Annotated in this window: 28 protein-coding genes; 9 read left to right on the top strand and 19 right to left on the bottom strand. The window is 70.0% G+C overall.

All coding sequences use genetic code 11. The features are described from left to right. Nucleotides 1-4: 4 nt before the first annotated feature. On the bottom strand, nucleotides 5-706 hold the full coding sequence (locus tag ACIA8G_RS13125; RefSeq protein WP_396418608.1) for a TetR/AcrR family transcriptional regulator: 702 nt from the start codon (nucleotides 704-706) through the stop codon (nucleotides 5-7). 272 nt (nucleotides 707-978) lie between these two features. Here ACIA8G_RS13125 and ACIA8G_RS13130 point away from each other — a divergent pair, with 272 nt between their 5' ends. Both ACIA8G_RS13130 and ACIA8G_RS13135 read left to right on the top strand, forming a co-directional pair. After that, the gene (locus tag ACIA8G_RS13130; RefSeq protein WP_396418609.1) at nucleotides 979-2,406 is read left to right on the top strand and encodes an MFS transporter; all 1,428 of its coding nucleotides are present in this window, start codon (nucleotides 979-981) and stop codon (nucleotides 2,404-2,406) included. Continuing rightward, nucleotides 2,333-3,862 carry a CocE/NonD family hydrolase gene (locus ACIA8G_RS13135; protein ID WP_396418610.1) on the top strand — a complete coding sequence of 510 codons (1,530 nt, stop codon included), beginning with the start codon at nucleotides 2,333-2,335 and terminating at the stop codon, nucleotides 3,860-3,862. Before ACIA8G_RS13130 ends, ACIA8G_RS13135 begins: the two co-directional genes overlap by 74 nt. Before the next feature lie 10 nt (nucleotides 3,863-3,872). Here the strand turns inward: ACIA8G_RS13135 and ACIA8G_RS13140 are convergent, their stop codons facing one another. The 11 genes from ACIA8G_RS13140 to ACIA8G_RS13190 form a co-directional block, all read right to left on the bottom strand. Continuing rightward, entirely contained in the window at nucleotides 3,873-4,028 is a 156-nt protein-coding gene (locus tag ACIA8G_RS13140; RefSeq protein WP_396418611.1) for a hypothetical protein, read from the bottom strand. A gap of 15 nt (nucleotides 4,029-4,043) precedes the next feature. Then, on the bottom strand, nucleotides 4,044-5,414 hold the full coding sequence (locus ACIA8G_RS13145) for a ferric reductase-like transmembrane domain-containing protein (RefSeq protein WP_396418612.1): 1,371 nt from the start codon (nucleotides 5,412-5,414) through the stop codon (nucleotides 4,044-4,046). 25 nt (nucleotides 5,415-5,439) lie between these two features. Beyond that, entirely contained in the window at nucleotides 5,440-7,212 is a 1,773-nt protein-coding gene (locus ACIA8G_RS13150; RefSeq protein ID WP_396418613.1) for an ArnT family glycosyltransferase, read from the bottom strand. Then, a complete protein-coding gene (locus tag ACIA8G_RS13155) occupies nucleotides 7,209-8,450 on the bottom strand; it encodes a glycosyltransferase (protein WP_396418614.1) in 1,242 nt (413 codons plus the stop codon). Before ACIA8G_RS13155 ends, ACIA8G_RS13150 begins: the two co-directional genes overlap by 4 nt. 34 nt (nucleotides 8,451-8,484) lie before the next feature. Then, nucleotides 8,485-9,831: an ATP-binding protein gene (locus ACIA8G_RS13160; RefSeq protein ID WP_396418615.1), complete on the bottom strand. Its 1,347-nt coding sequence runs from the start codon at nucleotides 9,829-9,831 to the stop codon at nucleotides 8,485-8,487. Then, the gene (locus ACIA8G_RS13165; protein ID WP_396418616.1) at nucleotides 9,828-10,526 is read right to left on the bottom strand and encodes a response regulator transcription factor; all 699 of its coding nucleotides are present in this window, start codon (nucleotides 10,524-10,526) and stop codon (nucleotides 9,828-9,830) included. Before ACIA8G_RS13165 ends, ACIA8G_RS13160 begins: the two co-directional genes overlap by 4 nt. Nucleotides 10,527-10,579: 53 nt before the next feature. After that, nucleotides 10,580-11,686 carry a prolyl oligopeptidase family serine peptidase gene (locus ACIA8G_RS13170; protein WP_396418617.1) on the bottom strand — a complete coding sequence of 369 codons (1,107 nt, stop codon included), beginning with the start codon at nucleotides 11,684-11,686 and terminating at the stop codon, nucleotides 10,580-10,582. Nucleotides 11,687-11,934: 248 nt separating this feature from the next. Then, the gene (locus ACIA8G_RS13175; RefSeq protein WP_396418618.1) at nucleotides 11,935-12,984 is read right to left on the bottom strand and encodes a threonine aldolase family protein; all 1,050 of its coding nucleotides are present in this window, start codon (nucleotides 12,982-12,984) and stop codon (nucleotides 11,935-11,937) included. Nucleotides 12,985-13,000: 16 nt separating this feature from the next. Then, nucleotides 13,001-13,546: a helix-turn-helix domain-containing protein gene (locus tag ACIA8G_RS13180; RefSeq protein ID WP_396418619.1), complete on the bottom strand. Its 546-nt coding sequence runs from the start codon at nucleotides 13,544-13,546 to the stop codon at nucleotides 13,001-13,003. A gap of 112 nt (nucleotides 13,547-13,658) precedes the next feature. Continuing rightward, nucleotides 13,659-14,135 carry a DUF488 family protein gene (locus tag ACIA8G_RS13185; RefSeq protein ID WP_396418620.1) on the bottom strand — a complete coding sequence of 159 codons (477 nt, stop codon included), beginning with the start codon at nucleotides 14,133-14,135 and terminating at the stop codon, nucleotides 13,659-13,661. A 53-nt stretch (nucleotides 14,136-14,188) separates the two neighbouring features. Further along, entirely contained in the window at nucleotides 14,189-14,542 is a 354-nt protein-coding gene (locus ACIA8G_RS13190; protein ID WP_396418621.1) for a YybH family protein, read from the bottom strand. Between the two features lie 62 nt (nucleotides 14,543-14,604). On the opposite strand from ACIA8G_RS13190, the gene ACIA8G_RS13195 reads away from it, so the two are divergent. Further along, entirely contained in the window at nucleotides 14,605-15,585 is a 981-nt protein-coding gene (locus tag ACIA8G_RS13195) for a helix-turn-helix transcriptional regulator (protein ID WP_396418622.1), read from the top strand. Here the strand turns inward: ACIA8G_RS13195 and ACIA8G_RS13200 are convergent. Further along, entirely contained in the window at nucleotides 15,575-16,555 is a 981-nt protein-coding gene (locus tag ACIA8G_RS13200; RefSeq protein WP_396418623.1) for an acyl-CoA dehydrogenase family protein, read from the bottom strand. The genes ACIA8G_RS13195 and ACIA8G_RS13200 overlap by 11 nt on opposite strands. Beyond that, nucleotides 16,548-16,889 carry an MmcQ/YjbR family DNA-binding protein gene (locus ACIA8G_RS13205; protein ID WP_396418624.1) on the bottom strand — a complete coding sequence of 114 codons (342 nt, stop codon included), beginning with the start codon at nucleotides 16,887-16,889 and terminating at the stop codon, nucleotides 16,548-16,550. Before ACIA8G_RS13205 ends, ACIA8G_RS13200 begins: the two co-directional genes overlap by 8 nt. Before the next feature lie 132 nt (nucleotides 16,890-17,021). Here ACIA8G_RS13205 and ACIA8G_RS13210 point away from each other — a divergent pair, with 132 nt between their 5' ends. Together ACIA8G_RS13210 and ACIA8G_RS13215 are read left to right on the top strand one after the other, a co-directional pair. Then, nucleotides 17,022-17,639: an ester cyclase gene (locus tag ACIA8G_RS13210; protein ID WP_396418625.1), complete on the top strand. Its 618-nt coding sequence runs from the start codon at nucleotides 17,022-17,024 to the stop codon at nucleotides 17,637-17,639. A 172-nt stretch (nucleotides 17,640-17,811) separates the two neighbouring features. Next, nucleotides 17,812-18,876, top strand: a complete 1,065-nt coding sequence (locus ACIA8G_RS13215; protein ID WP_396418626.1) for a fatty acid desaturase family protein — start codon at nucleotides 17,812-17,814, stop codon at nucleotides 18,874-18,876. 3 nt (nucleotides 18,877-18,879) lie between these two features. Here ACIA8G_RS13215 and ACIA8G_RS13220 read toward each other — a convergent pair whose 3' ends face one another. Next, on the bottom strand, nucleotides 18,880-19,086 hold the full coding sequence (locus tag ACIA8G_RS13220; protein WP_396418627.1) for a hypothetical protein: 207 nt from the start codon (nucleotides 19,084-19,086) through the stop codon (nucleotides 18,880-18,882). Between the two features lie 733 nt (nucleotides 19,087-19,819). Between ACIA8G_RS13220 and ACIA8G_RS13225 the strand changes: the two genes are divergently transcribed. From ACIA8G_RS13225 to ACIA8G_RS13235, 3 genes are read left to right on the top strand one after another with little or no spacing between them, the layout of a single operon-like run. Beyond that, entirely contained in the window at nucleotides 19,820-20,227 is a 408-nt protein-coding gene (locus ACIA8G_RS13225; protein WP_396418628.1) for an STAS domain-containing protein, read from the top strand. 6 nt (nucleotides 20,228-20,233) lie between these two features. After that, nucleotides 20,234-20,974 (top strand): GAF and ANTAR domain-containing protein, encoded by a 741-nt coding sequence (locus ACIA8G_RS13230; protein WP_396418629.1) that lies wholly within the window; start codon nucleotides 20,234-20,236, stop codon nucleotides 20,972-20,974. Nucleotides 20,975-21,023: 49 nt separating this feature from the next. Beyond that, nucleotides 21,024-21,761 carry a GAF and ANTAR domain-containing protein gene (locus ACIA8G_RS13235; protein WP_396418630.1) on the top strand — a complete coding sequence of 246 codons (738 nt, stop codon included), beginning with the start codon at nucleotides 21,024-21,026 and terminating at the stop codon, nucleotides 21,759-21,761. Nucleotides 21,762-21,773: 12 nt separating this feature from the next. On the opposite strand, the gene ACIA8G_RS13240 is transcribed toward ACIA8G_RS13235, so the two are convergent. Further along, nucleotides 21,774-22,178, bottom strand: a complete 405-nt coding sequence (locus ACIA8G_RS13240; RefSeq protein WP_396418631.1) for an HPF/RaiA family ribosome-associated protein — start codon at nucleotides 22,176-22,178, stop codon at nucleotides 21,774-21,776. A 291-nt stretch (nucleotides 22,179-22,469) separates the two neighbouring features. Continuing rightward, a complete protein-coding gene (locus tag ACIA8G_RS13245; protein WP_396418632.1) occupies nucleotides 22,470-22,913 on the bottom strand; it encodes a universal stress protein in 444 nt (147 codons plus the stop codon). Between the two features lie 352 nt (nucleotides 22,914-23,265). Between ACIA8G_RS13245 and ACIA8G_RS13250 the strand changes: the two genes are divergently transcribed. Beyond that, nucleotides 23,266-24,129, top strand: a complete 864-nt coding sequence (locus ACIA8G_RS13250; RefSeq protein WP_396418633.1) for a universal stress protein — start codon at nucleotides 23,266-23,268, stop codon at nucleotides 24,127-24,129. Nucleotides 24,130-24,372: 243 nt separating this feature from the next. Here the strand turns inward: ACIA8G_RS13250 and ACIA8G_RS13255 are convergent, their stop codons facing one another. Next, complete coding sequence (locus ACIA8G_RS13255; protein ID WP_396418634.1) at nucleotides 24,373-24,738, bottom strand: cupin domain-containing protein; 366 nt, start codon at nucleotides 24,736-24,738, stop codon at nucleotides 24,373-24,375. 51 nt (nucleotides 24,739-24,789) lie between these two features. Next, nucleotides 24,790-25,662, bottom strand: coding sequence for a slipin family protein (locus tag ACIA8G_RS13260; RefSeq protein WP_396418635.1), 873 nt, complete (start codon nucleotides 25,660-25,662; stop codon nucleotides 24,790-24,792). Nucleotides 25,663-25,920 lie beyond the last annotated feature (258 nt).

Below are 25,920 nucleotides of genomic sequence, written 5' to 3' on the forward strand. Positions count from 1 at the left end.
CCCCTCACGCTTGCGGAGCCCCGGCCATCCGCTCGCTGCGCTCGCGCTCCAGCGCGGCGATCTGCGGGCTGGTCAGGCCGGGCTCCGCGAGCGGGGTCGGCCCCTCGCGCGACGGCCTGATGCCGTCCAGCAGAAAACCGATCATCCGCCGGTACAGCAACGGATGCGTGGGCCCGCCGAACTCGACCGCCGTGTGGACCGCCATCGACAACAGCAGCAGATCCCCGGCCACCAGGTCGTCCCGCACCAGACCGGCCTCGCGGGCCCGGTCGACGAGCCGCTCGAGGTGCTGGCCGGTCTGGTTGTGGCTGTCCTCCACGAGCTTCGCCAGCCGGTGCGGCGTCCGCGGCCGCGACCACCCCAGGGTCTCGCCGTAGGAGCCGCTCAGCAGCTCCCGGAACCCGCGGTCCGCGGCCAGCGTCGGCACCGACTGCTCCAGGTGCGAGACGATGCCGCGCCACGGGTCCGGATCCTCGCTCGCTTCCCGCGCCTGCTGCCGCGTCTGCGCGACCTTGGGCTCGTACACGGCGTAGATCAGGTCGTCCTTGGTCTCGAACGTCCGGTACACCGTGGCGACCCCCACGCCGGCGGCCTTCGCGACGTCGGCCAGGGTCGCCGAACAGCCGCGTTCGGCGAAGACCTCTGCCGCGGCGGCGAGGACCCGCGCGAGGTTGGCCTGCGCGTCGCGGCGGCGAGGGGTGCTCATCTGACCGATGCTAGCGGCGCTCGCGGTCACTGCTGATCACCGCCTCGGTCACTCGCGCGCCCGCTCGCCAGGAACCCAAGTGCCATGAGGGTGACCTTCATGGACCTGAGGTCCATGAAGGTCACCCTCATGGCACTTGATCTTGGGGGCTTTGCGTTTGCGGTCCTCTGTGGTGCGACGGCCTGGCGCCTGTCCACTGTGAGCCACCCCTCTTCCGTCGAACGGGCCGACCGGATACTATCCGGAATAGCTATTCCGCAACGGAGGTGTCCATGGCTTCGGTCGAGCGACGGGGATGGGTGCTCGCGGTGGTCGCGCTGGCCCAGCTGATGGTGGTGCTGGACGCGACGATCGTGAACATCGCCCTGCCCGCGGCGCAGGCCGATCTGGGCTTCGGCGACGCGGACCGGCAGTGGGTCGTCATCTCGTACTCGCTGTGCTTCGGCAGCCTGCTGCTCGTCGGCGGCCGCCTCAACGACCGCCTCGGCGCCCGGACCGGGTTCGTCGTGGGGCTGGCCGGGTTCGCGCTCGCGTCCGCGGTCGGTGGGTTCGCGACGAACCTCGCCGTGCTGGTCGCAGCCCGCGCGGCCCAAGGCGTGTTCGCCGCGCTGCTCGCCCCGGCCGCGCTCGCCGTCCTGTCGCTGACCTTCCGCGGCACGCCGGACCAGGGCCGCGCGTTCGGCGTGTACGGGGCGGTCGCCGGTGGCGGCGGAGCGATCGGGCTCCTGCTCGGCGGCGTGCTGACCGACCTGCTGTCGTGGCGGTGGTGCCTGTTCGTGAACGTCGTGATCGCGGTCGTGGTGATCGCGGGCGGCCTGTTCGCCCTGCCGTCGACGACCAGGGTGAAGCCGCGGACCGACTGGTGGGGAACGGGTCTGGCGGTCGCCGGCCTGTTCGCGCTCGTGCTCGGGTTCGGCCGCACCGAGGCGCTGGGCTGGGGGAGCGCCACCACGCTGATCACGCTCGGCGCCGGTCTGGTGCTGCTGGTGGCGTTCGTGATCGTGCAGGCGCGGACCGAGACCCCGTTGCTCCCGCTGACGATCCTGCGTTCCCGAGTGCGCGGCACGTCCTACGCGGTCATGTTCCTCGCGGCGGTCGGCATGTTCTCGGTGTACCTGTTCCTCGCCTACTACCTGCAACGCACCCTGGGCTTCACCCCGGTGCTCGCGGGCGTGGCGTTCCTGCCGATGGCCGTGTCCGTCGCCGTGGGCTCGGCGACGTCCGGCGCCGTGCTCGTGCCCAGGTTCGGCATCCGCCCGCCCGTCGCCGGCGGCGCTCTCGTGGCCGCCATCGGGTTCGTCGCGCTCACCGCCGCGGGCGGCTCGTACGCGACCGTCCTACCCGGAATGATCATGGCCGGGCTCGGCCTCGGCGCGGTGTTCGGCTCGACGATGGGCTCCGCGGCCGACGGTGTCTCCCCGGCACAGACCGGAATCGCCTCGGCGACGATCAACACCACCCAACAGATCGGTGGCTCGATCGGCATCGCCCTGCTCACCGGCCTGTCGCTGTCGGCCACCCGCTCCGGCGGTGACCTCGCCGGCTACCACGCCGCGTTCTGGGGCGCGGCCGTTGCACTGGCGCTGGCCGCCGTCATCGCTACCTTGTATCCGAAGAGGAGTGCTCATGGCCAAGTTCCTCACCGCGGTGCACCGGAAGGTGTTCGGCCTGCCGCCAGGGGGAGTGCCGTACACCGTTGAACGCGGCCTCGAGGTTCCGGCCGCGGACGGCGCCTCGCTGCTCACCGACGTGTACCGGCCGGTCGGCGAGGCACGCGGCACCGTCCTGATCCGCACGCCCTACGGCCGCGGCCTGCCGGTGAGCCTGTTCCACGGCCGCGCGTTCGCCGACCACGGCTACCAGGTCGTGCTCCAGAGCGTCCGCGGCACCGCGGGCTCCACCGGTGAGTTCAGGCCCATGGCGCAGGAGTCCTCCGACGCCCAGGACACCGTCGCCTGGCTGCGGCAGCAACCGTGGTTCACCGGACGCCTGGCCACCTTCGGCGGTTCGTACCTGGGCTGGACGCAGTGGGCGCTCCTGCAGGACCCTCCGCCGGAGCTTCGCGCCAGCGTGGTCCTCGTCGGCCCGCACGACTTCTCCCGCGCGCTGCACGGCACGGGATCGTTGGCGCTGGCGGACTTCCTCCTGTGGAGCGCGATGATGAAGGCACGCGAGAAGGGCGGCCTGCGCGCGCTCCTCGCGGTCCAAGGCCGGCTCAAGACAGCGTTGCGCTCGTCGTCCCCCGGAGAGGCGGCTCGGGTGGCACTGGGGGATGAGCCGACGTGGTTCTCCGAGTGGCTCAGCCACCCCGACCTCGACGACCCGTTCTGGGAGCCGTACAACGCCACGCCCGCGCTCGCCGCGACGAAGGTGCCCACGCTGCTCATCAGCGGCTGGCACGACGTGTTCCTCGACCAGACCCTGGAACAGTTCGGCAGCCTCGCCGACGCCGCCCTGACCATCGGCCCGTGGACCCACCTGGACACCACCGCGAAATCCGCGCGGGTGACCGACGTCGAGACGTTGGCGTGGTTCGACCAGCACGTCGCCGACCTCGGTGCCACCCGTGAAGCGCGGGTGCGCCTCTACCAGACGGGCGCGAACCTGTGGCGCGGCACGGACTCCTGGCCCGCGCGAACCGGTGGGCTGAAGTTCGCCCTGCGCCCGGACGGACGCCTCGGCGAGCACCGCCGCACCGGAACCGTCGCCTTCAACTACGACCCGGCCGACCCCACCCCGTCACTCGGCGGCCGCCACATGTCCCCCAAGGCCGGCCGGCGCGACAACCGCCCCCTGGAAAGCCGCGCCGACGTCATCACCTTCACCTCGGGTGTGCTCGAAGCCCCGTTCGACGTCTTCGGTGCACCGGAGGTGGAACTCGTGCTCGACGCGACGAGTTCCCGGCCGGACCTGTTCGTCCGGTTGTGCGACGTGGATTCCCGCGGCCGCTCCTGGAACGTGGCCGAGACGTTCAGCCGCGTCGAATCCGGCACCGTGCGGCTGACACTGGGTTCGTGCTCGCACAGGTTCCGTGCCGGGCACCGCATCCGCCTGCAGATCTCGGGCGGGGCGTATCCGCGCTTCGCCCGCAATCCCGAAGCCGGTGAGTACACGATCGACTGCGCTGGATCGAGCGTGACGCTGCCCACCGGCTGACGGCGTGCCGTCACTTGTTCTCGCCGGGTTTGCCGCTGGGGGACACGGAATGCTGCCGGTCGTTCTCGCCGGACTTGCCCCCGTTCCCGGTCGCGTTGAGCTGGAAGGCGACCAGCAGGGCGACCGCGGCGAGCGTGGCGGTGATCCAGATCGTGATGCGCTTCATGCCATTTCTCCTTTGCTACCAGCCGAAATCTTCGCTGTGGATCTGGTCGGAACGGGCTCCGGCGCGGCGCAGCGCGGCACGGACGGCCGCGTTCCAGGCGGGTGGGCCGCACACGTAGATGTCGCGATCGGCGAGGTCGGGCACGAGGTCGGTCAACGCCTGCGCGTCGTCACGACGGCTGCCGGCCGGTTGCCACGAGCCGTCCGCGCGGCGAGGCCCTGGGAGGTAGAGGAGCTCGGCCTTGCGCTTGTCGGCGATGGCGTTGAGCTCGTCGACGAAGATCGCGTGCTCCCGGAACCGGTAGATCAGCGTCGCTTCGCCTGGTGCGTAAGGAGAGTCCTCCAGCAGGGCGCGCATCGGGGTGATGCCGACACCGGCCGCGATGAGCACCATGCGCGGATGCGTTCGTTGCCTGGCGGTCATCGTGCCGTAGGGGCCCTCGACCAGCACACGGGTGCCGGGCTCGAGCTGGGCGGCGCGGGCGCTGCCGTCGCCGACGACCTGGATGGTGACGCGCAGGTGATCGCGGCGAGGGGCGGCGGAGATGGTGTAGGGGTGACCGCGGGTCCAGCCAGGCCCGCCGAGGAAGCGCCAGGTGAAGAACTGCCCGGAACGCGTGCGGAGTTTCTCGAGCCGGCGGCCGTGGACGGTGACCGACACGACATCGGGTGCCTCGGTGACCACCCCGGTCACGCGCAGCCGGTGGTACCAGGAGCGCCACAACGGTTGCCCGACCCGGTAGACGAGGACCGCGGCGAGCGCGGTGAGGTAGAGCGTCCACCAGAACGCGAGGGCGATCGGGCCGTGGAAATCGGCGCCGTCGACCAGCTGGTGCGGGAACGCGAACCCGATGCCCAGGTAGGCGTAGAGGTGCAGCAGGTGCCAGGACTCGTACCGCAACCGCCGCCGCGCCCAGCGGATCGACGTGACGACGACCCCGATGATCATGACGGTGCCGGCGGTGGCGAACAGCATCCACGAGTCGGTGACGAACACCGCCCACACCGCGGCCCACCCGTTGCGGCCCCAGCGTTCCACGGCGAAGAGCGCGACGTGGGCGACCATCAGCCAGAACGACCACAACCCGAACAATCGGTGCCGCTGCACGAGCACATCGCGGCCCCAGGCCCGTTCTACCCAGGGGATGCGGGCCAGCAGGAACGTCTGCAGCAGCATCAGATCCGCCGACAGCAACCCGGTCAGCAGGCCCAGCGAGCCGATCGTGCGCCCTGATCCACTGTAGACACTCGCGAGGCCCTGGTTGTGCAGCCAGAGGAACAGGACGGCGACGATGGTGCCGATGCCGAGCGGGCCGAGCAGGTCGGCCCACCCGAACGGGCGGCGTCTCGAGCGGGTCCTGGCCGGGCGGGTGAGGGTGGCGCTCACGCTGCGACCACCACGAACAGCCTGGTCATCGATTCTCCTCCGTGAGGTCGTAGACGGACGCGCCGCCGATGGAAGTCGCGGTGAAGTTCTCCGCGACCCAAGCACTGATCTCCGCGCCGCTGCCCGTGCTCCCGCGGCCGGTCTTGCCCTCCTCGACACCACCGGCGACGAAGTAGCTGATCTCCCCGCTGGCGACGTGGTCCTGGAACTGGGCGAGGGTGGGCGCGGGGTCGATGCCGGTGAACCCGCCGATGCCGATCACCGGACGCCCGCTGGTCAGTTCGAGCGGAGCGGCGGACTGGGCACCGCTGGTCGCGGCGGCCCAGCGGGTCGACGTCTCCCGCAACAGGGCGGCGAGCTCGCCGCTGACCTGTTGATCGGCGGGCGGTTTCCGTCCGCCACCGGACCGGGCCACGGCCGGACCCGCAGTGGGCTCCGCACCGGTGTGCGGGACGGCCGCGGTCGCGACGGCGAAGCCGCTGGTGCCCACCAGGGCCGTGACCAGGGCGGCGGCCAGACCGATTCGCGCGGTCCGGCCGGGGAGCAGCAGTGCCGCGACCGCGAAGACCGTTGCCGCCGCTAGGAGATAGCGCAGTTCGGGATGCCAGTCCGGTGCCCTGGCGAGCAGCACGAAGCCCCACGCCCCGGTCGTGGCGGCGAGCAGGGCGAGCCCGCCGCGACCGGTCCACTCATCCCGGCGGCGCCACAGCTCCCCGCTGGTGATGGCGACGACGGCGCCGAGCGCGGGCACCAACGTCACCGTGTAGTACGGATGGAACTTGCCGCCCATGATCGAGAACACCGCGGCGCTGACCAGCAGCCACCCGCCCCACAGCAGCAACCCTGCCCGAGTCCGGCTGGTTCGCGGTGCACGGCGGGTGAGCACCAGACCGATGACGAGTGCCACCAAAGCGGTCGGCAGCAGCCATGCCACCTGCTCGCCGATCCCCGGACCGAACAGCCGGCCGGCACCGGCGGCGAACTCGTCCCCGCCACCGTTGCCGCCGCCCGCCTTGGCGGAATCCTCCGACGCGAGACGGGCGAGTCCGTTGTAGCCGAGCGCGAGTTCGAGGACGCTGTTGGTGGTCGAACCGCCGATGTAGGGCCGTGCGGCGGCGGGCCACAGCGCCACTGCGGCGATCCACCACCCGGCCGAGACCACGATCGCCCCGCTCGCCACGAGCAGATGCCACAGCTTGCGCCGCAGCGGAGCATGCGCGGCCAGCAGGTACACCAGCGTGAACGCGGGCAGCACCAGGAACGCCTGCAGCATCTTGGTGAGGAACGCGAACCCCATCGCCCCGCCCGCCAGCGCGAGCCACCAGACACCGCCGGTGTCGCACGCTCGCACGAGGAAGTACGCGGCGGCCACGAGCAGCAGCACCAGCAGCGCGTCGGGGTTGTTGAACCGGAACATCAGCACCGCGACCGGCGTCACCGCGAGTGCCGCGGCGGCGAACAAGCCCGCGGCCGGGCCGGACCAGCGGCGCACGGTCGCGTACAGCAGGGCGACCGACCCCACGCCCATCAGCGCCTGGGGGACGAGCATGCTCCAGGCGTTGAACCCGAAGATCCGGCCGGACAACCCCATCACCCACAGCGAGGCGGGCGGCTTGTCGACCGTGATCGCACCGCCCGCGTCGAGTCCGCCGAAGAACCACGCAGTCCAGCTCCGCGTGCCGGCCTGCACGGCCGCGGCGTAGTACTCGTTGGCCCACCCGGACGCGCCGAGCCCCCACAGGTACAGCACCGCGGTGACTCCCAGCAGCGCCAGGAGCACCAGCCTCTCGCGGTTCATGCGGTTTCCTTTCCTTGCGGGGTGCGGAAAACCCAGCCGCGCAGCAGCACGAACCGGCCCGCGGTACCGAGCACGGACGCGGCGCCCAGCACCGACAGCTCGACCAGCCGGCCGGGATCCGGCTCGACCGCGTGCAGCACGAGCAGGGCCGCCGAGGTGGACAGGTAGTAGAGGCCGAAGACCACGAACCCCTGGGCGTGCACCCGGCCAGTCGAGTGGTGGCGTGCGGCGAAGGTCAACCGGCGGTTCGCCTCGGTGTTGAGCAACGTCGTGATGACCAGCGCGGCCAGGTTCGCCGCCAGAACCGGCCACACCGTCCGGAAGCACGCGTAGAGCGCGAGGTTCGCGACCGTCGACACCACCCCGATCGCCGCGAACGACAGCAGCTGCCACGACAGTCCGCCTTCCCGGCGTCCCAGCACCGCGTCGGGGTGCACCGCCCGCGGCTCCGGGCGCCGGGGAATGCCGTCGACCCGTGCGCCGCCGGACGCTTTCGCGCGGGCGACCCGGATCAGGCCGCGCAGGTCGTCGCGGACGGTCGCCCCGACGGCGACCCTGGTGTCGACGTCCTCCACCCAGTCGACCGGGACCTCGTACACCCGCAACCCGTTGTGCTCGGCCAGCAGCAACAGTTCCGTGTCGAAGAACCACCCGTCATCGTGCACGTGCCGCAGCAGGGGACGGACGACGTCGGTGCGGGCGGCCTTGAACCCGCACTGCGCATCGGTGAAACGCGCCCCGTGGGTCAACCGGATCAGCCGGTTGTAGCCGCGGGACAGCAACTCCCGCTTCGCACCGCGCACCGTGCGCGCACCCGGCGCCAGCCGTGACCCGATGGCGAGATCGGAGTGACCGTTGACCAGCGGTGCCACCAGAGGCAGCAGCGCTTCGAGTCCGGTGGAGAGGTCGACGTCCATGTACGCCACGACGTCCGCGTCGCTCGCCGCCCAGGCCTCGCGCAGTGCGCGCCCCCGGCCCTTGCCGTCCACGTGGCGCACTCGCAGCCCAGGCAGTTCCGCGGTGAGGGCACGTGCGACGGCGAGCGTTGCGTCGGTGCTCGCGTTGTCCGCGACCGTGACCGTCCACGGGTACGGGAACTCGTCGGTGAGAAACCGGTGCAGCACCCGGAGGCATCCCGGCAGCGACCGTTCCTCGTTGAACACCGGAACGACGATCTCCACCGTCGCGGTGACCGCGGTGCGCTCGTCCGGTTGCGCGGAAACAGGTTGGCTCGTCACGTGATCCAGCGTGACGAGCGTGTTTGTGACTGCTCTAAGAGTCGCGTCCCGCCGGTGCAGTCAAGGTGGCGAGCAACCCCCCGCCCGGGGCGTCGCCGAGGGTCAGCGTGCCGCCGTGCAGGTGAGCCTGCTGGTCCACCAGGGCGAGGCCCAGCCCGGAGCCGTTGCCGCGCGGGTGCTCACCGCGGGCGAACCGCCGTTTGACGTCCTCGCGCCGGTCGAGCGGAATACCGGGACCGTCGTCCGCGACGGCGATCCGCACCTCGTGGCCGTCCGTCCACACCGACACGTCGACCGTCCCGTGTGGACGGCCGTGCAGCGCGGCGTTGTCGAGGAGGTTGTCCACGGCCAGCCGCAGACCCGCGTCCCACCCGGACACGACGGCCGATGCCCCGTGGACCTGATAGGTGACGCCGGAATGACGTTGCCGGGCCCGCACGACCGCCGCGCGGACCAGATCGGCCAGATCGACGAGGCCGGGTGCCGGCAGTGCGGCAGCGTCCCCGCGCGCGAGCGCCTGCAGTCCGTCGAGCAGCGTCACGATCCGGTGGTGCTCCACGGCCATCGCGTCCAGCGTCCGCACCCGATCCGCGTCGGGGAGCTCGGGGTGGCGCCGCAACGTCTCCAGGTCCATCCCCAGGCCGGTCAACGGTGTCCGCAGCTCGTGCCCCGCGTCGGCGGTGAACCGCCGGGTCGCGAGCATGCTGTCCTGCAGCCGTTCCAGCATCCCGTTGAGCGTCGCGGACAGGTCCGCCACCTCCCGCGGCCGGTGCACCTCCGGCAACCGCTGGCCGACCTCACCGGGCAGGATCCGCCGGGCACCCGCCCGCAACCGTTGCAACGGCGCCAGCACCAGCCCGGCGATCAGCCAGACCCCCGCGGCGGCGACCGCGGTGGCGATGATCGCGACCACGATCGCGACCCGCCGGTTGTCGGCGAGACGGTGTTCCAGCGAGTCGAGGTTCTGCAGCACCTGCAGGTGCCCGGCCCCGTTGTCGAGGGGCAGGACCAGCGACCGCCAGATCTGCCCGCCGGCCGTCACCGTGCTGAACCCGTCCGCGTCGGGCAGGGGGAGTGGCGCGCGAGGTTCCTCACCGCGGGCGGCGACCACCTGGCCACCGGACAGCAACCGAACCAGCGAGGCGCTACCGGCCAGCAGACCGCCGTAGTCGTCGTTTCGCTGGTTGCCACCGGAGAGCAGCTTTTCCGTGTCCTCCTGGACTTTCTGCGCCCGGCCGATCAGCTGACGGTCGACGTCCTCCCGGTCGCGGTGGTCGATCCGCAGCGTGATCACCAGCCCCGCGGCCGCGACCACGAGCATCACCAGCACCGCGACGCAGACCGTGATCTGCGCGCGCACACCCCGTGGAATCACCGTCATATCCGCAACACGAACCCGACACCGCGCACCGTGTGCAGCACCCGGGACTCGCCGGCGGCCTCGAGCTTCTTGCGCAGGTACCCGATGAACACGTCGACCACGTTGCTGTCCACGTCCCAGGTGTAGCCCCACACCTGCTCCAGCAGTTGCCGCCGGTTGAGCACCTGACCGGGCCGCCGCGCCAGCGCCAGCAGCAGGTCGAACTCACGGGTGGTCAGCCCGAGTTCCCTGCCCTCGCGCGTGGCGACCCGCCGGACCGGTTCGATCGCGAGGTCGCCCAGCACGAGCGGCCGCTGGTCCCGAGCGGCGTGCAGCCGGATCAACGCGTGCAACCGCGCCGCCAGCTCACCGAGCGAGAACGGCTTCACCACGTAGTCGTCGGCACCCGCGGCGAGGCCCGCGACCCGGTCGTCGACCTCGTCGCGAGCGGAGAGCATGCACACCGGCAGGGTGCGTCCCTCCGCCCGCAACCGGCTGACCACCTCGACGCCGCTCAGGCCGGGCATCACCACGTCGAGCACCACCACCGCGGGCGGTCGCGCGGCGATCTCCGCCAGCGCGAGGGTGCCGTCCGCGGCCTCCCGCACGCGAAAGCCCTCCAGGCTCAACCCGCGCAGCAGCGCCTCGCGCACGCCCCTGTCGTCATCGACGACCACCACTTCCGGCACCTGACGAGAAACGGCAACCTCCCACATCCGTGCAGGTCGACCAGCATCGCAGGCAATCCGCAAAGCAGCATAAGAACGCGCTACGACAGGGTCGCCTTCAGGAAGTCGACCATCGCGCTGACCACCGGTTCGGTGGACCAGGGTGAGACCGCGTTGGGATCCCCGATGAACGCGAGGTCGCCGTGATCGGCCCCGTGCACCACGTACCGGGTGCTCGTCGCGCCGGCCTTCGTCATGGCGTTGTGCAGCAGCAAGGTCTGGCTCGGCGAGATCACCCGGTCGTTGTCGCCGTGGAAGATCAGCAGCGGCGGATCACCCGCGTCGGCGTGGGTGACGGGGTTGGCCGCGGTGACGGCCTCGGGGCTCGCGGCGAGCGACTTCGCCGGACTGCCGGTGATGTACTGGCCGATCGGGTTGGGGGAGTTGGCGAACCCCTGCTCGATCTGCGGGCCGTAGTCCGCCATCAGCTTGGAGATGTCGGAGGCACCGAACTTGTCGATCACCGCCTGCACCCGGCTCTTCGGGTCGGTGTCGGTCACCCCGGCCATCGAGGCGAGGTAGCCGCCGGCGGACTCGCCCCAGAGGGCCACCTTGTCCGGGTTGATGCCGTACGTGGCGGCGTTGGTACGCAGATAGCTGACCGCCGCCTTGATGTCGGCGAGGCCGTCCGCGTAGGTCGCGCCATCGGGCTGCACGCGGTATTCGATGCTCGCCACGACGTAGCCGGACTCCGCGACGAACGTGCGCAGGTTCAGCGTCTGCTTGCGGTTGGCCGACGAGAAACCACCGCCGGGCACGTACACGACAAGAGGCTTCGCGCTGTCTCCCGCAGGCACCTGGATGTCGAGGTGCAGCGGCTTCGCGGTGCCGTTGGCGAGCGTCGCGGTGGAGTACGCGACGTCATCGGTCGTCTTGAGCTGCGTCCGTCCACACTGGATCTGCTTGGCCCCCGCCGGGTCGATCACCTTGCTCGTGCTGGTGTCCACGGGCACCTTGAGCTCGTTCATCGGCGGGCCCTGCGGCGCCTGACCGTTGCCGGCCGGTGCCTGCAGCGGGGTCGCCGGGCAGCTGGTCAGGGCCGCCGCGCTCGTCGGGGACGGGTTCTGCGCCTGGTCGGCCGCCGAACACCCGCTCACCGTCAGGACCAGGACGGCCATCAGTCCGGCACACAGTCGGGCTGTCTTCACATCGCACCTCACTCTGTCGTTGGTGCGAGCATACCGGAATAGCTATTCCGTTTCATCTCGAGAGGCGAAACGGCCCGTGACCCGCGCCACCGCCCGTCTCTAGCGACCCCACTCCTGCCCTGATGGCGTCTGCAAGTACCACCAGCTCAACATCAACAAGCACTTTCCTACCACCAACAGGCCACTGGGGCTTGAGAGCACGGCGCCAACGAGGACAGGAGGTTCTGGACACGGCTGCGGCCAGATGCCTAGGAATACCGCTCGACCGCGCCGAGAAGCTGGTCGATGTCGTCGGAGCAGTGGGAGAAGGCGGTGACGAACCGGACGATCCCCGGCTCCCAGCGATCGTGGTAGAAGGCGTACCCCTCGGCGAGGAGCCCCTCGGTGACCTGCTGGGGCAGCCGGCAGAACAGGATGTTGGCCTGTGGTGTGGCGAGCAGACCGGCGCACGGCAGGGCCTTGAGACCGTCGCCGAGCCTCGTGGCCATGGCGTTGGCCTGACGGGCGTTGTGCAGCCACAGGTCGTCGGTCAGGTACGCGTCGAGCTGGGCTGTCTGGAAGCGCATCTTGGACGTGAGCTGACCGCCCCGTTTGGCGCGGAAGGCCAGCTCCGCCGCGAGCGCGGGGTCGAAGGAGATGATGGCATCGGCGGTCATCGCGCCGTTCTTGGTGGCACCGAAGGAAAGCACGTCGACGCCGGCCTTCCAGGTCAGGTCGGCGGGAGTGGCGCCGAGGTGGTCCAGGGCGTTGGCGAAACGCGCGCCGTCCATGTGGACGCGCAGCCCGGCGTCCTTGGCGATGGTGGACAGGTCGCGGATCTCGTCCACGGTGTAGACGCTGCCGCTCTCGGTGGCCTGGCTGATACTCACCGCGGAGGGCTGCACGCTGTGCACGTCACCGGCCTTGCGGCGCACCGCCTTCCGCAGCGCGTGGGGGTCCATCTTGCTGTCGGGGCCGGGAACGCCGACGAGCTTGGCGCCGTTGGTGAAGAACTCCGGCGCGCCGCATTCGTCGTGATTGATGTGGCTGTCGGGGTGGGAGAGCACGCTGCCCCACGGCGGGGTGAGGGCGGCCAGGCTCAGGCCGTTGGCGGCGGAGCCGGTGGTGACGGGGAAGACGTCGACCTCCCGCTCGAAGATCTCGCTGAGCCTGCGGCGGGCGCTCGCGGTGAAGGGATCGTTGCCGTAGGGCAGGACCTGCCCGGCGGCCGCGTCGGCCACCGCCTGAGCGATCTGCGGGGACGCTCCCGCCATGTTGTCGCTGATGAAGGCGCGGTTGGTCGCGAAGGTGGTGCTCATGAGGGCGTTCCCTGGCTCAGGTGACGATGGGGGAGGCGAAGACGACGGTGATGTCCACTTCCTCGGCATCGGTGCGGTAGAAGTGCGGGGCGTCGCCGGCGAAGGCGAGCATGTCGCCGGGACCCAGTTCCTGTGGCGCGTCGACGGGGCCGGCGATGACGTGCCCGGTGGCGACGAGCAGGTGCTCGATCGTGCCGGTGGCGTGCGGAACGCCGGCCAGTTCGGTCTCGGCCGGGATGCGCAGCCGCCAGATCTCCAGGCTGTTGCCGCTGCTGATGCGGCGCAGCAGTTCCCGGGAGACCTCGCCTGGTTCGACGTCGGTGCCCGGCCGGAAGACCGGCCCGGTGTCGGCGTCGCGCGCGAGCAGGTCGGTGATCGGGATGCGCAGGGCGATCGCGATCGCGTCCAGGGTGTCGACCGTCGGGTTGCCGTTGCCGGCCTCGAGCTGCGACAACGTGGCCTTGCTCAGCCCGGCGCGCCGGGCCATCTCCGCGGCGCTCATCCCGCGCTGCTGCCGGCGGAGGCGGATCTTCGCGCCGACCGCGGCCGCGGTGCTGCTCACCGGTTGGCGAGCGGGCGGGGGCGTCATCGACGGGGCGCAGTTCGGTGAACCATGCGTTCACTATATCAAACGCAGACGAACTGGTGAACGTGACGTTCGCTATAATGAACTCTCAGAGGTTCGTGACCGGGAGGCCGAACTCGGCGTGCACCCTCGCGGCCACGAGCGAGCGATGACAGGCCTCCGGGTCGCGCTCGACGCAGAGGAGTCCGACGACCGGGCAGTCCGGCAGCGTGGCCAGGAGCGCGCCGAGGTCGAACGGATCGAGGATCTCGCGGGTGTAGCGCTCGGCGTACTCCGGCGCCAGCGCGACGCGGTTCCGCTTGCCCACGCCCTGCCGGTCGTCCTCGCGGTACTGCAGCTGCCGCAACTCCGTCGTCGGCGCGAGCTCCTTCACGTGCAGGTAGCCGATGTCGGCCGCGGCGAGCACGAGCTGGAGCCGGGCCGAGTTCGCCCAGGAGTACTCGGATCCTCGAACACCGCGGCGCTGGCGAAGATCGAGCAGCAGCCCCACGCCCTCGCCGGTGAGCTGCTCGACGAACGCTTCGGCCGTGCGGCCGTAGACGCCGATGGTCGCGATTCGCTTCATCGCTGCCTCCTCGCAGAGAGGCGGTGGGCGCGGCCGCGCCCACCACCGCCGACTTACGGCACGAGCACCGGCTGGTCCAGCACCCACAACCACGATCCGTCCGGCTGGCGCCGGGCGATCTCGACGGTCATCTCACCGGTGGTCAGCGTGGACACCGTGAGTGCCAGGTCGCCACTCACCAGCGCCGGGTGCTGCCTGCCCGGCACGAGTGCCGGCGCGGCCGCGACGAACTGCTCGTACACCTTGCGGATCTCCGCGTGCCCGGTCGCGAGGTTGCCCGGCGGGAACGCCAGCACGGCGTCCTGCTCGTACAACGCCACCAGTCCGTCGACGTCACCCGCGTTGCCGCGTTCGATGAAGTACCTGCCCAGATCGTTCGGCTCGGTGGCCCTTGTCTTGCTCGTCATGCTGGTCAGCCTGCCGAGGAATACACGACATCCTGTGTCGTGTATTCCTCTAGAGTTTTCGCATGCGCGCCGACCGGTTGGTTTCGCTGGTGCTGCTGTTGCGCCAGCACGGCCGGCTGTCCGCGACCGCGCTGGCCCGCGAGCTCGAGGTGTCCACCCGCACCGTGCTGCGCGACATCGAGGCGCTGTCCGCGGCCGGCGTCCCGGTCTACGCTGAACGCGGCCGGCACGGCGGTTTCGCCCTGCTGCCCTGTTTCCACACGGAGCTGACCGGGCTGAACCACGACGAGGCGCTCGCCCTGCTGGTCGCCGGATCGCGGCGGGGCGCGCAGGCGTTCGGTCTCGGCTCGGCGCTCGCGTCGGCCATGCGCAAGGTGGTGGACGCGCTCCCGGCGAGCTATCGGGCCACCGCCGCCGGTGCGGCCCAGCGGTTGCTCATCGACCCCGGGACCGACCTGCTCTCGCGCCGGGTCGTCGCCGAGGAGGTGCCGGACACCGTGGTGGCCGAGGTCAGGCGCGCGGTGTTCGCCGGGCACAAGCTCCGCATCCACTACGCGGCTGCGGGCCAGGCCCCGCAGTGGCGCACGGTGGATCCGATCGGCCTGGTCACCGTGCGCGAGCAGGGTTATCTGCTGGCCACGAGGTCGGGCTCGGACCGCACCTACCGGCTGTCCCGGGTCCTCGCCGCCGAGGAGCTCGCCGAACCCGCGGAGCGGCCGGACCGGGTCGACCTGGACCGGGCCTGGCAGGAACGCAGCACGCGGTTCCGGACGGGCGGCGACCAGGTCGCCGTGCTGGTGCGGCTGAACCCGGTGCGGCGCGAGGACCTGGTGGGCACTGCCCTGGCGGTCCTGGCCGAGGAAGCCGACCCGGACGGTTGGCTGCGGCTGGAGGTGACCTTCCAGGATTCGAGGCACGCCGAGTGGGCGCTGTGGCAGCTCGCCACGAACGCGGAAGCCCTTGCCCCGCAGTGGTTGCGGACGTCGCTGCGCGATCGGGCCGCCGCGGTCGCCACCCACTACGGAACGCCGATCAAGGGCTGAGGCGGTCGAGCAGCGCGGCCTTGATCGCCGGTCGTGACCCGAACACGAGCAGGAACCCGGCCTCGCGCAGAAGACGCTGGCCGTGCTCATGTGTGAGCACCGCCCGGCTTCCGTCGTGCACGACGAGTGCGGCCGCGGATCGCAGGGCCAACTCTGCCGCGACCGCCCGAGCCCGTGGAATCTCGTCATGGCTCGCGTGGTGCAGCCCGTCCCGTGCCGCGTCGAGCTCGGCGGGGTCGAGGTCTGCCAGCCCGGTGGCCCGCCCGGCCACGCCGAGCGCGAGCGATCCGCTGAAGCGCAACGATTCCGGGTCGCCTTTGCGGTGTTCGGCCAGCGGCATCGTGGAGGTGACCAGGTCGCGCGGCACGAACAGTCGCTCGACCTGCATCGTCACCGTCCGGCTGGCCTGCGCCGCGACCATCTCCACGGGCGTGGTGGTGATCTCCGCCCGGTCGACGGCGTCGATCAAGGCCCACACCAGCGTGTCGTCGTCGGTGCGGGCCGCGATGTGCAGCAGGTCGACCAATCCCCAGCCGGTCACCCACGGCGCCGTGCCGTCGAAGATCCAGCCTCCGTCGGCCGGTGTGGCGCGCAGCAGCGGCGGGCCGGGCCGGACGGCGGCTCCCGCGGCGAGTCCGGCGCGGACCGTGCCCGTGGTGAGGCCGGACAGGTACTTCGAGCGGAGGGTCTCGTTGCCCGACTCCGTCACGGCGATCACCGCACCGTGGTGCTGCATCCAGACGAACGCGGTGGCGAGGCAACCGCCGGCGAACGTCTCCACGATCCGTTGCACCGCCGGGTAGTCCGGCACGTCCAAAGTGGACTCCGGCGACGCGAGACCGTAGAAACCCTGCTCCGCCAGCAGATCCAGGTGACTCCGCGGAACCTCATCGGCGGCGTCGACCGCGGGTGCGGCGGGAAACAGCACCTCGTCGGCGATCCGCCGGGCCGCGGCGAGCGCCTCACTCACGATCCGCTGCCTTGCGGAGCCGGGCGGACGCCTTGATCCACCACGCCTGCTCGATCAGCTCGGCCAGCTGCTCGGGGTCGACCTTCGTCAGGTCGACCAGGATCGCCCCGTACCCGTCGTAGTGCGGTGTGGTGTAGAAAGCCGGGTCGCCGGACGCGAGCAGCGCCGCCTTCTCGTCCAGGCCGCACATCAGCACGAGCCCGCCCTCGGCCTCAGTCCGCAGCCGCGCGAAGCCCTTGCCCGCCACCTTCAACGAAGGCGTCCGGAACCAGGTCGCCTCTTCGACCTCGGGCAGCCGCGAGGCCGTCGTCACCACGTCATCCCACGTCGCCATGCGCGCAATCGTCGCAGCGCCCAGGCGTTCCCGCCTTGGACGAATGGAAACTCGGCGCCGCTAACCGGGGTATTGCGCTTTCAAAAAGTTAGTGCAAGTCTGTCGAGGTAGTTCAAAACGGAAGGACTTGAGATGATCAACCGTCGATCGCTCATCACCCACGGCAGCACCGCCGCGTTCGGTGCGCTGGCGCTCGCCGCGGTGACCAGCGGCACCGGTGTCGCCGAGGCCGCTCCCGCGGGGTACTCGCCGTGGACGCCGCTGCCCGACCCGGCCACCACGCCGGTGCCCAACCCGCCGTTCGCCAAGGACCTGACCCGCGAGGAGCGGCGCAACCTGGAGACGTTCGACGAGCTCGACTTCGACGTCTTCACCCACCAGAAGTGGGACAGGCTCGGCGAAAGCCACGCGCGCAACATCCGCGTGCACTGGCCGGACGGCCACTACACCGACGGCATCGACAGGCACATCGAGGACCTCAAGGGCCTGTTCGTCTGGGCGCCGGACACCCGGATCGAGTCGCACTACCTGCGGGTCGCCAACGGGGGACTGACCGCCGTCGCCGGGGTCATGAAGGGCACCTTCACCAGGCCGATGCCGGACGGCAAGGGCGGTTTCATCAAGCCCACCGGCCGCGCGTACGCCGTCAACATGGCCACGATCGGCCTGTGGAACCGCGGTCGCACGATGGATGAGGAGTTCTTGTTCTGGGACAACCAGACCTTCTTCCAGCAGATCGGTCTCGGCTGACGAAGGGGGAGAGGCCGCCGGTGCGACGGCCTCTCCACGGGTGCCGCGGAACAGTTCACCTCCGGGAAACGTGCGCAATCTGTACCTACGGCTACGTAGGCGTAGGTTGGCGGAGACCTCCGTAGCGGCAAAGGAGCCGAAGCGGTCGAGATCGACCTGGAGGAGCCTGCGCATGACGACCACCCAGCAGCTGACCGAGTGCGACATCGACGAGTTCGGCCGTGAGCTCGACCGGATTCGCGACGAGGTGATAGCCGCCCGCGGGGAGGACGACGCGCGGTACATCCGGCGGGTGATCGCGGTGCAGCGCGGAATGGAGGCCGGCGGCCGAGCCCTGCTGTTCGTGTCGATCCTGCCGCCCGCGTGGCTCGTGGGCACGGCGGCGCTGGCCACCTCGAAGATCCTCGAGAACATGGAGATCGGCCACAACGTGCTGCACGGCCAGTGGGACTGGATGTGCGATCCCGAGATCCACTCCACCACCTGGGAATGGGACTTCGCGACCCCGGCGGAGGCGTGGAAGCACTCGCACAACTTCGTGCACCACACCTACACCAACGTGCTCGGCAAGGACCGCGACATCGGCTACAGCGCGCTGCGCATCCACCCGGAGCAGCCGTGGCACCCCGTCTACCTCGCGCAGCCGTTCTACAACCTGGCACTCGCGATGTTCTTCGAATGGGGCATCTCGATCTACGACGTCGAGCTCGAAAAGGCCTGGCGCGGCGAGAAGAGCTGGCGCGACGCACTGACCGAACTGCGCGGCGTCCTCGGCAAGGCCCGCCGCCAGGTGGTGAAGGACTACGTCGCGTTCCCGCTGCTGGCCGGACCGTCGGCGCTGCCGACGCTGCTCGCGAACCTGACCGCGAACGTGATCCGCAACGTGTGGACGCACACGATCATCTTCTGCGGCCACTTCCCGGACGGCACAGTCGTTTTCACCGAGGACCAGCTCGACGGCGAGACCCGCGGGGAGTGGTACCTGCGCCAGCTGTCCGGGTCGGCGAACATCGGCGGCGGCACGCTGTTCCACATCATGACCGGCAACCTCAGCCACCAGATCGAGCACCACCTGTTCCCGGACCTGCCGAGCAACCGCTATGCCGAGATCGCGCCGAGGGTTCGGGAACTGTGCGAGCGCTTCAGCCTGCCGTACAACACCGGGCCGTTGCTGCGGCAGACCGCGAGCGTGTGGAAGCGGGTGCTTCGGTTCGCTTTCCCCGGCAACGGGTCCTGATGGTCATCCGACTGTCTCATCGGGACCGGCGGTGTTCCCGCCGTGCCACCTGGCTGAGAGCGCGCGGATCCTGCCGATCATCAGGTCGGCCTCGGCTGTGCTGACCAAGCCCAGACCGACGGCACGCAGGATGTCGGCGACCGTGTTCTGGTGGGGTTCCGCGATCCCCTCGACCTTCGCGGTGGTGGGGCTCAGATCGAGATGTGCCATGGATCAGTCCTCGGTCGGATGTGCTCACGCCGGGGTCCGGGGCATTTCCGCAAAGCTTACCCGCCCTACCCGAAAGCAGGCAGCGGATCGGTCGCCGTCACCTCATCGGCCCTGTTGAGCGGGGGTCGCGGAGTTCTACGCTGCGAGACGACCCATCCGATCCGAGCCTTTGCCGGGCCCGTCGATTCGACGCGGTGGATCGTGGTGCGGTGAACATCCGCCCCAGACCTCGGCGGCGCAAGCGTTGAGTTGCTGACGCGCCAGGGAGGTCGCGGAGATGTTTCCGCTCGCAGCTCCGGCTGCCACATCGCGTGGGTGGAGTGCCGTTCGCCGACCTTGCCGTGACTGCCACTGCAGCCGGCTCCAGGTCGTCGTGTGCCTGGTCGGTGTCCTGAGTGGACAGAGTGGCGGGCGAGCTTCGCCGGGGGCCAGGGGACTTCGGTGATCGTCTCGTCAAGGGTTTCACCTTTCGCATCCAGAACCGAGGAGCAGACCCGTCCACTGTGGATCCTCCCGCCGCGTGCCGAAGCCGAAAGTTCCCCGGAAGTTCCGAACATCTTCCCGGTCAAGGCGAGTATGGTTTCAGGAAAGTGCCCTGGACCCCGGCGTGAAGACAGCCGACCGAGGAGTCGTTCCGCGGCACATCTCGGCCTTGGTCCTACGGTCGTGCTCGCTTCCGCGCCTCGAACGATCGGGAACGGCGCAATGTCGTCTCGACCAAGGAGAAGCCCTCATGACCGCCGTACTCCAGCCTTCACCCGCAACCCTCGTCCCGCTGCTCCCCGCGGAAGCGGAGCGGCTGACCGTCACCGCCCGCCGGGACGTGCCCGGCGTGGTCGTGCTGGCCGTGTGCGGCGAGGTCGACCCGTGCACCAGCAGCCAGCTGCAGGACAGGCTCCTCGCGCACCTGCGGTCGACAGGTCCACCACTGATCATCGATCTCACCGGCGTGAGCTTCCTCGGGGCGGCCGGTCTCACCGTCCTGGTCACCGTCAGGGACGCGGCGGCAGCGGCGAGGGTCAGGCTCTGCGTCGTCGCGAACACCCGCTCGGTGTTGCGGCCGCTGAGGATCACGGGGCTGAACGACGAATTCGACCTCCACCTCGACCTCACCGGCGCCTTGCTGCGCTTGAGCGGATAGCACTCCATGCGCAGTCTGCGGGTCGCCGGGATCCTGTCCGTGATCGCGCAGGACCGTGGCGAACGGACGACTTTGCCCGCCAGGTTGTGCGCGGAATGCCTGTCCGTCTTGCCGGTCAGCGGGGCCGGGGTGGCGCTGATGACCGCGGCCGGGCCGAGCGGGGTCGTGCTCGCTGCCACCGACGCACGGGCCAGGAAGCTGGAGGAGCTCCAGTTCGCCCTCGGTGAAGGTCCCTGCGTCGAAGCCTCCAACAGCGGTCGCCCGGTGCTCGAACCGGACCTCGCGGTGCAGGGGCCGGCCCGCTGGCCCCTTTTCGGCGCGGCCGTGCTCGCCGCCGGTGTGCGCGCGGTTTTCGCGTTCCCGCTGCGGGTCGGCGCCATCCGCGTCGGCGTTCTGGACCTCTACCGCGACACCCCGGGACTCCTCGCCACCCTCGAAGTGGCCGACGCACAGGCGTTCGCGGAGGCGGCCACCGTCGTGGTGCTGCATCTGCAGGAGCACGACGGGCGTGCTGGCACGGATTCGGCGCTCGGCGGGCCGATCGACAGCCAGGCCGTGGTCCACCAGGCGACCGGGATGATCTCGGTCCAACTCGATGTCAGCCTCGTTGAGGCACTCCTGCGGCTCCGCGCGCACGCGTACGCTGCGGGACGGACGGTGTCGGCAGTGGCCACCGATGTGGTCAACCGCCGAACGTCCTTCGACGACAGCGAGTCCGGCACGACGACACAGCAGGAATCGCGATGAGCATCGACGTACCAGAGGCAGCAGGCTCATGACGAGCAGGGAACGACTCTTGGCCAGCGCGTTCGTTGATCTGGCCGACACCTTGGTGGCCGATTTCGACGTCATCGACTTCCTGCACACCCTGGCCGCCCGCAGCGTGCAGCTGCTCGACGCCGACGCCGCCGGGATCATGCTGGCCGACCAGCAGGGCGGCCTGCACGTGATGGCCGCCTCCACTGAAGAGGCGCGCCTGCTGGAACTCTGCGAACTGCAGAACAACGAAGGCCCGTGCCTGGACTGCTTCCGGACGGGGCTTCCCGTGGCGTGCTACGACCCGGCCGCGATGCGTGTCACGTGGCCGACCTTCACCGAGCGGCTGCAGCAGGTCGGTTTCCAGTCGGCACAGGCACTCCCGATGCGCCTGCGCGAGGAGACCATCGGGGCGCTGAACCTGTTCCGCACCCGTCCCGGCAAGCTGACCGAGGCCGATCTGGCCATCGGCCAGGCCATGGCCGACGTGGCGACCGTGGGGCTGATCCAGGAACGCGTCATCGCCGCCGGCGAACTCCTCGCCGTCCAGCTGCAGACCGCCCTCACCAGCCGCGTCCAGCTGGAACAGGCCAAAGGCGTGCTCGCCCAACGCGCCCGGCTGCCGATGGACCAGGCCTTCCTGCTCATGCGCGACTACGCCCGCAGCCACAACCGCCGCCTGACCGACGTCGCCGCACAGATCATCGACGGCACGCTCGACGAGGACGCGCTGCCGAAGGTGCCGCGCAGGAGGCCTGGCGCGCCGCCGCGTCCGTGACCGCGATCGGCCTCAGTTCGGCGACGCCGGGGGCCGGCCGAGCTCGGGCAGATCGGGGACCGACCTCAGGGCGCGGTTGTGGCGCGGTTCGGTCCGGGTCTTGGCCTCGTCCACCTGACGGATGAGCTCGTTGCGGACCTCGTTGAGCGCGGCAGGCAGGTCGTGCTCGGTCGAGGTGGCGACGAGATGCAGCCGGGGAGTGCGGTTGATCCAGCACTCCAGGGTGACTCGCTGTTCGACGCCGCGCCGGTCCTTCAGGCTGATCTCGAGCTCGACCTGATCGTCGCGGAACGAGCGCAGCCGCGCGCCGAGTGCGGCCAGACGGTCCACGACCCAGTCGCGTTCGTTCGCGTGGAAGCCGGTGGCGAGGTGCAGTCGCTGGGCGATCACCGCGGTGTCTTCCGGCAGAACGCTCATCTACTCACTGTCCTTAGTGGAGTGAAGCTGGGTTCCGGTCGAGTGCGACCGCGAGGTCGAGGCGGACGGAAGGGATGAGAACACCAGCCTAGACCGGTCCGGCGCCCACCGGGCGGCAGAAGACCTTCGCGCGCCCTCCCCGGCCGGGCATCTGCCCTGTTCAGAGGTGCTGCGGAGGTCTACGCTGAGAAATACCGGTCACCTGACCCGAGCGCACCGCCGGCCGCGCCGGCCAGCGACGCGGATTGTGGTGCAACGAAAACTCCGCTCTGGACGTTGGCGGCGTCGGCGTCAAACCGAAGACGCTCTGGCCACTCCGGGTGGGATCACCACGACCGGACATGCCGCGTGCTGGACGCAGTCCGCCACCACGCTGCCCTGGAACGCCTCGGTCGCCCCGATGACGAGCAGATCGGCCCGCCGGGACGCCTGGATCAACGCGGCGGAGGTGTCGCCGACGACGGTGATCTCCGCGGTCTCCGGTGCGCCGGGCAGTTCGGCACGCGTCTCCACGATGAGAGCGTGCAACTCGTGGGCGGGGTGCCGCCCGCTGGGCAACTCGGTGCAGGGGTGCACCCCGGACGGCCCGACGGCCACCAGTGCGCGCCTGCGCAGCCGCGCCATCATCGCCTGGACGGTGGCGTCGCCACGTCCTGCCTCCTCCAGCGCCCATCGCAACGCGGCCCGCCCGGCCGCCGATCCGTCCACGCCCACCACGATCACACGAGACTTCATGCCGACGCTCCTGTCGAGTGGGTTCCCTTCCGCCTCAAGCCTGCTACGTGTGAAGGCGCAGAGGCAGAGACCAATGGCACCAGGCGGGTGCCGGCACGACCCCGGGACGCTGCTGGCGTTCGGCGGAGTGCCGGACGCGCCGCCACAACCATCCACAGTGGACCAACGCCGCCGGACGAGGGCGATCCTGTTCAGCGGTAGCCGGGAAGGTCTACGCTGAGTGATGCATCCGCTCCGGACCTTGGCGGCACTCGCGTGGAATCGCTGACGCGTCAAGGAAGTCGTGGAGACATTCCCTCGCACAGCGCCGGCATCACACGCGCGTACTTGCTCTGGCAGAAGGAGACCTGTGATGAAGGGACCCGCGGCTCCCGTCGTGGTCGGTGTCGACGGCTCGTCCTCGGCGCTCGAGGCGGTCAGGTGGGCGGCGGACGACTGCACCCGCCACCACGCCCCGCTGCGCCTGGTGCACGGCTATCTCCTGCCGACCCACGGCCTTCCGGAGGCACTCCTGACGAGCACGGAGGTCCGCCGCGCGATCGAGGCACAAGCGCGCACGTGGCTCGACGCGGCCGCCGAGGTGGCACGCGCCGAAGCACTCGGCATCGAGGTGACGACGCACGTCGCCACCTGGGGCGCGGCGACATTGCTCATCGAGGAATCGCGCGAAGCCCGGCTGATAGTGCTCGGGTCGCAGGGACTCGGCGGCGTCACCGGACTGCTCGTCGGTTCGACCGCGCTGGCGCTGGCGTCGCACGGCCGGTGTCCGCTCGTGGTCGTGCGCGGGACACCGCCTCCCCGCGGTCCTGTCGTGGTCGGCGTGGACGGGTCACCGGCGAGCGAGGCGGCGATCGCGTTCGCGTTCGAGGCCGCCTCGATGCGGGACACATCACTCACGGTGGTGATGGCGTGGCACAACTTCATGATCGGCAGCGCGCCGCAGGTCGAGATCAACTGGGATCACGTCGAAGAGGAGCAGCAACGGCTGCTCGCGCAACGGCTCGCCGGGTGGCAGGAGAAGTATCCCGACGTGCAGGTCCAGCGCGTCGTGGTGCGAGATCGGCCGGTGCGGGCGCTGATGGGGTTCGGTGAGCAGGCTCAGTTGCTGGTGGTGGGCAGCCACGGGCACGGAGGGTTCGCCGGGATGCTGATCGGCTCGACGAGTCAGGCGCTGGTCTACCACGCGCCCTGTCCTCTGGCGATCGTGCGGCCGTGAGCGAAGGGCCGGGTTGAGTCCACTTCGGACGGACGCGGCTCGGGGCTGGGCACCACGTCGAACATGGTGTCCAGCCGGATGTGGCTCAGCGGCCGCAGGATCGCCGGAGTGCGCCGAACTCGACCCGACGAATCTCACCCAGGCCAGCCGAGGAGCCGCGACAGCGGCGGCGCTCGGTGGCCACCACTCGTTCAGGTGGCCACCTGGCACCATCGGTCTAGAAGCCCCGTACGCCGGCCCGTGTCAGTGGCTCTTGGCGTAGTCCGCCACGCCCTGCCAGTCGATCATGACGCAGGGCTCGGTGCCTACGGTCCAGGCGTCGTGCCCCGGCGGGGCGATCATGAAGTCGCCCGGCCCGAACTCGGCCGTCTGGCCGTCGTCCATGACGATCTTCATGTGGCCGGAGACGCAGTAGCCCATGTGGGCGGACTGACAGCTCTCGGTCTTGGCGATGGGCTTGACGTGCTCTGCCCAGTGCCAGCCGGGCTCGAACACCGCGCGGCCGACCGGCCCGGCGTCCATGTTGACGAGGTCCAGGTGGCCCTTGTTCTGCTCGAACGGGCGTGTTTCCTCAGGTTTGTCGAAACTGATGCTCTGCAGACCTGCCATGACAGCCTTCTTCGATAGGGGTTGGATGAAACCGGCCGGGCGAGCGAACTTCTACCGCGGGGCGGGGAGTGGTTCGCCGTTCGCCGGAATCTCTTTCGCTTGTGGTGTGCCGAGCGGCTGCATCGGGATGGGGGCCGGTCCGTCCATCGTGGACGCCGCCGCGGCGGACTCGCGGGCCAGGAAGGAGCCGAGTTCGCCGATGGTGCTCATCAACGGTGCGGGGAACACCACCGTGGTGTTCTTGTCCACGCCGAGCTCGACCAGCGTTTGCAGGTTGCGCAGCTGCAACGCCAGCGGGTGAGCCATCATCGTGTCCGACGCGTCGCCGAGCGCCGCCGCGGCCAGCGACTCGCCCTCGGCGTTGATGATCTTCGCGCGCTTCTCCCGCTCGGCCTCGGCCTGCCTCGCCATGGCGCGCTTCATGCTGTCCGGCAGCTGGATGTCCTTCAGTTCCACCAAAGTGACCTCCACGCCCCACTCGACGGTGGTGACGTCGAGGATCTCGCGGATGCCGATGTTGATCTGGTCCGTTTCGGACAGCGTCTGGTCGAGGGTGTGCTGCCCGACGACCTTGCGCAGCGTGGTCTGGGCGATCTGGTCGATGGCGTGGTAGACGTTCTCGATCGCGACGACCGACTTCACCGCGTCGACGACCTTGAAGTACGCGACCGCGGAGACGTCGACGCTGACGTTGTCCTTGGTGATGATCCCCTGCGACTGGATCGGCAGCGTGATGATCCGCAACGTCACCCGGTGCAGGACGTCCACCACCGGAATGATCAGCTGCAGGCCCGGCATGCGGACCCCGTGCACCCGTCCCAGGCGGAACAACACACCCTGCTCGTACTGCTTGACCACCTTCACTGACAGCCCCAGGAGCAACACCACCAGGGCGATGATGCCGAAAACGATCCAGGCACTCATGAGAACGCTCCATCCAGATGCGGTGAGGTCGGCCGAAAAACACGCCGGACTCTCCGTCTCCTTCACAGTGCGCTTGTTCGGGGGCGTGCGAGCGTGCCGAAAGACCCTGCTCCGGTGCCGTTGTTCTCCCGCCGCGATCCGGCGAACGAGTACGTAGAGCTTTGGGGTGGAAGGGCGTAGGGTCGGGTACAAGTGCCCTGGACCCCGGTGTGATTTCAGCCTGAGGGTCGTCGACTGGCACATCGCGACGAGAGTCCC

Source organism: Lentzea sp. NPDC051213 (assembly GCF_044455585.1).
GTDB lineage: Bacteria > Actinomycetota > Actinomycetes > Mycobacteriales > Pseudonocardiaceae > Lentzea.

Coding starts and splice junctions, on each gene's coding strand:
- ACIA8G_RS13125 (WP_396418608.1), bottom strand. CDS start 706: ATGAGCACCCCTCGCCGCCGCGACGCGCAGGCCAACCTCGCGCGGGTC.
- ACIA8G_RS13130 (WP_396418609.1), top strand. CDS start 979: ATGGCTTCGGTCGAGCGACGGGGATGGGTGCTCGCGGTGGTCGCGCTG.
- ACIA8G_RS13135 (WP_396418610.1), top strand. CDS start 2,333: ATGGCCAAGTTCCTCACCGCGGTGCACCGGAAGGTGTTCGGCCTGCCG.
- ACIA8G_RS13140 (WP_396418611.1), bottom strand. CDS start 4,028: ATGAAGCGCATCACGATCTGGATCACCGCCACGCTCGCCGCGGTCGCC.
- ACIA8G_RS13150 (WP_396418613.1), bottom strand. CDS start 7,212: ATGAACCGCGAGAGGCTGGTGCTCCTGGCGCTGCTGGGAGTCACCGCG.
- ACIA8G_RS13160 (WP_396418615.1), bottom strand. CDS start 9,831: ATGACGGTGATTCCACGGGGTGTGCGCGCGCAGATCACGGTCTGCGTC.
- ACIA8G_RS13165 (WP_396418616.1), bottom strand. CDS start 10,526: ATGTGGGAGGTTGCCGTTTCTCGTCAGGTGCCGGAAGTGGTGGTCGTC.
- ACIA8G_RS13175 (WP_396418618.1), bottom strand. CDS start 12,984: ATGAGCACCACCTTCGCGACCAACCGCGCCTTCATCAGCGACAACATG.
- ACIA8G_RS13185 (WP_396418620.1), bottom strand. CDS start 14,135: ATGAAGCGAATCGCGACCATCGGCGTCTACGGCCGCACGGCCGAAGCG.
- ACIA8G_RS13190 (WP_396418621.1), bottom strand. CDS start 14,542: ATGACGAGCAAGACAAGGGCCACCGAGCCGAACGATCTGGGCAGGTAC.
- ACIA8G_RS13195 (WP_396418622.1), top strand. CDS start 14,605: ATGCGCGCCGACCGGTTGGTTTCGCTGGTGCTGCTGTTGCGCCAGCAC.
- ACIA8G_RS13205 (WP_396418624.1), bottom strand. CDS start 16,889: ATGGCGACGTGGGATGACGTGGTGACGACGGCCTCGCGGCTGCCCGAG.
- ACIA8G_RS13210 (WP_396418625.1), top strand. CDS start 17,022: ATGATCAACCGTCGATCGCTCATCACCCACGGCAGCACCGCCGCGTTC.
- ACIA8G_RS13215 (WP_396418626.1), top strand. CDS start 17,812: ATGACGACCACCCAGCAGCTGACCGAGTGCGACATCGACGAGTTCGGC.
- ACIA8G_RS13220 (WP_396418627.1), bottom strand. CDS start 19,086: ATGGCACATCTCGATCTGAGCCCCACCACCGCGAAGGTCGAGGGGATC.
- ACIA8G_RS13225 (WP_396418628.1), top strand. CDS start 19,820: ATGACCGCCGTACTCCAGCCTTCACCCGCAACCCTCGTCCCGCTGCTC.
- ACIA8G_RS13230 (WP_396418629.1), top strand. CDS start 20,234: ATGCGCAGTCTGCGGGTCGCCGGGATCCTGTCCGTGATCGCGCAGGAC.
- ACIA8G_RS13240 (WP_396418631.1), bottom strand. CDS start 22,178: ATGAGCGTTCTGCCGGAAGACACCGCGGTGATCGCCCAGCGACTGCAC.
- ACIA8G_RS13245 (WP_396418632.1), bottom strand. CDS start 22,913: ATGAAGTCTCGTGTGATCGTGGTGGGCGTGGACGGATCGGCGGCCGGG.
- ACIA8G_RS13250 (WP_396418633.1), top strand. CDS start 23,266: ATGAAGGGACCCGCGGCTCCCGTCGTGGTCGGTGTCGACGGCTCGTCC.
- ACIA8G_RS13255 (WP_396418634.1), bottom strand. CDS start 24,738: ATGGCAGGTCTGCAGAGCATCAGTTTCGACAAACCTGAGGAAACACGC.
- ACIA8G_RS13260 (WP_396418635.1), bottom strand. CDS start 25,662: ATGAGTGCCTGGATCGTTTTCGGCATCATCGCCCTGGTGGTGTTGCTC.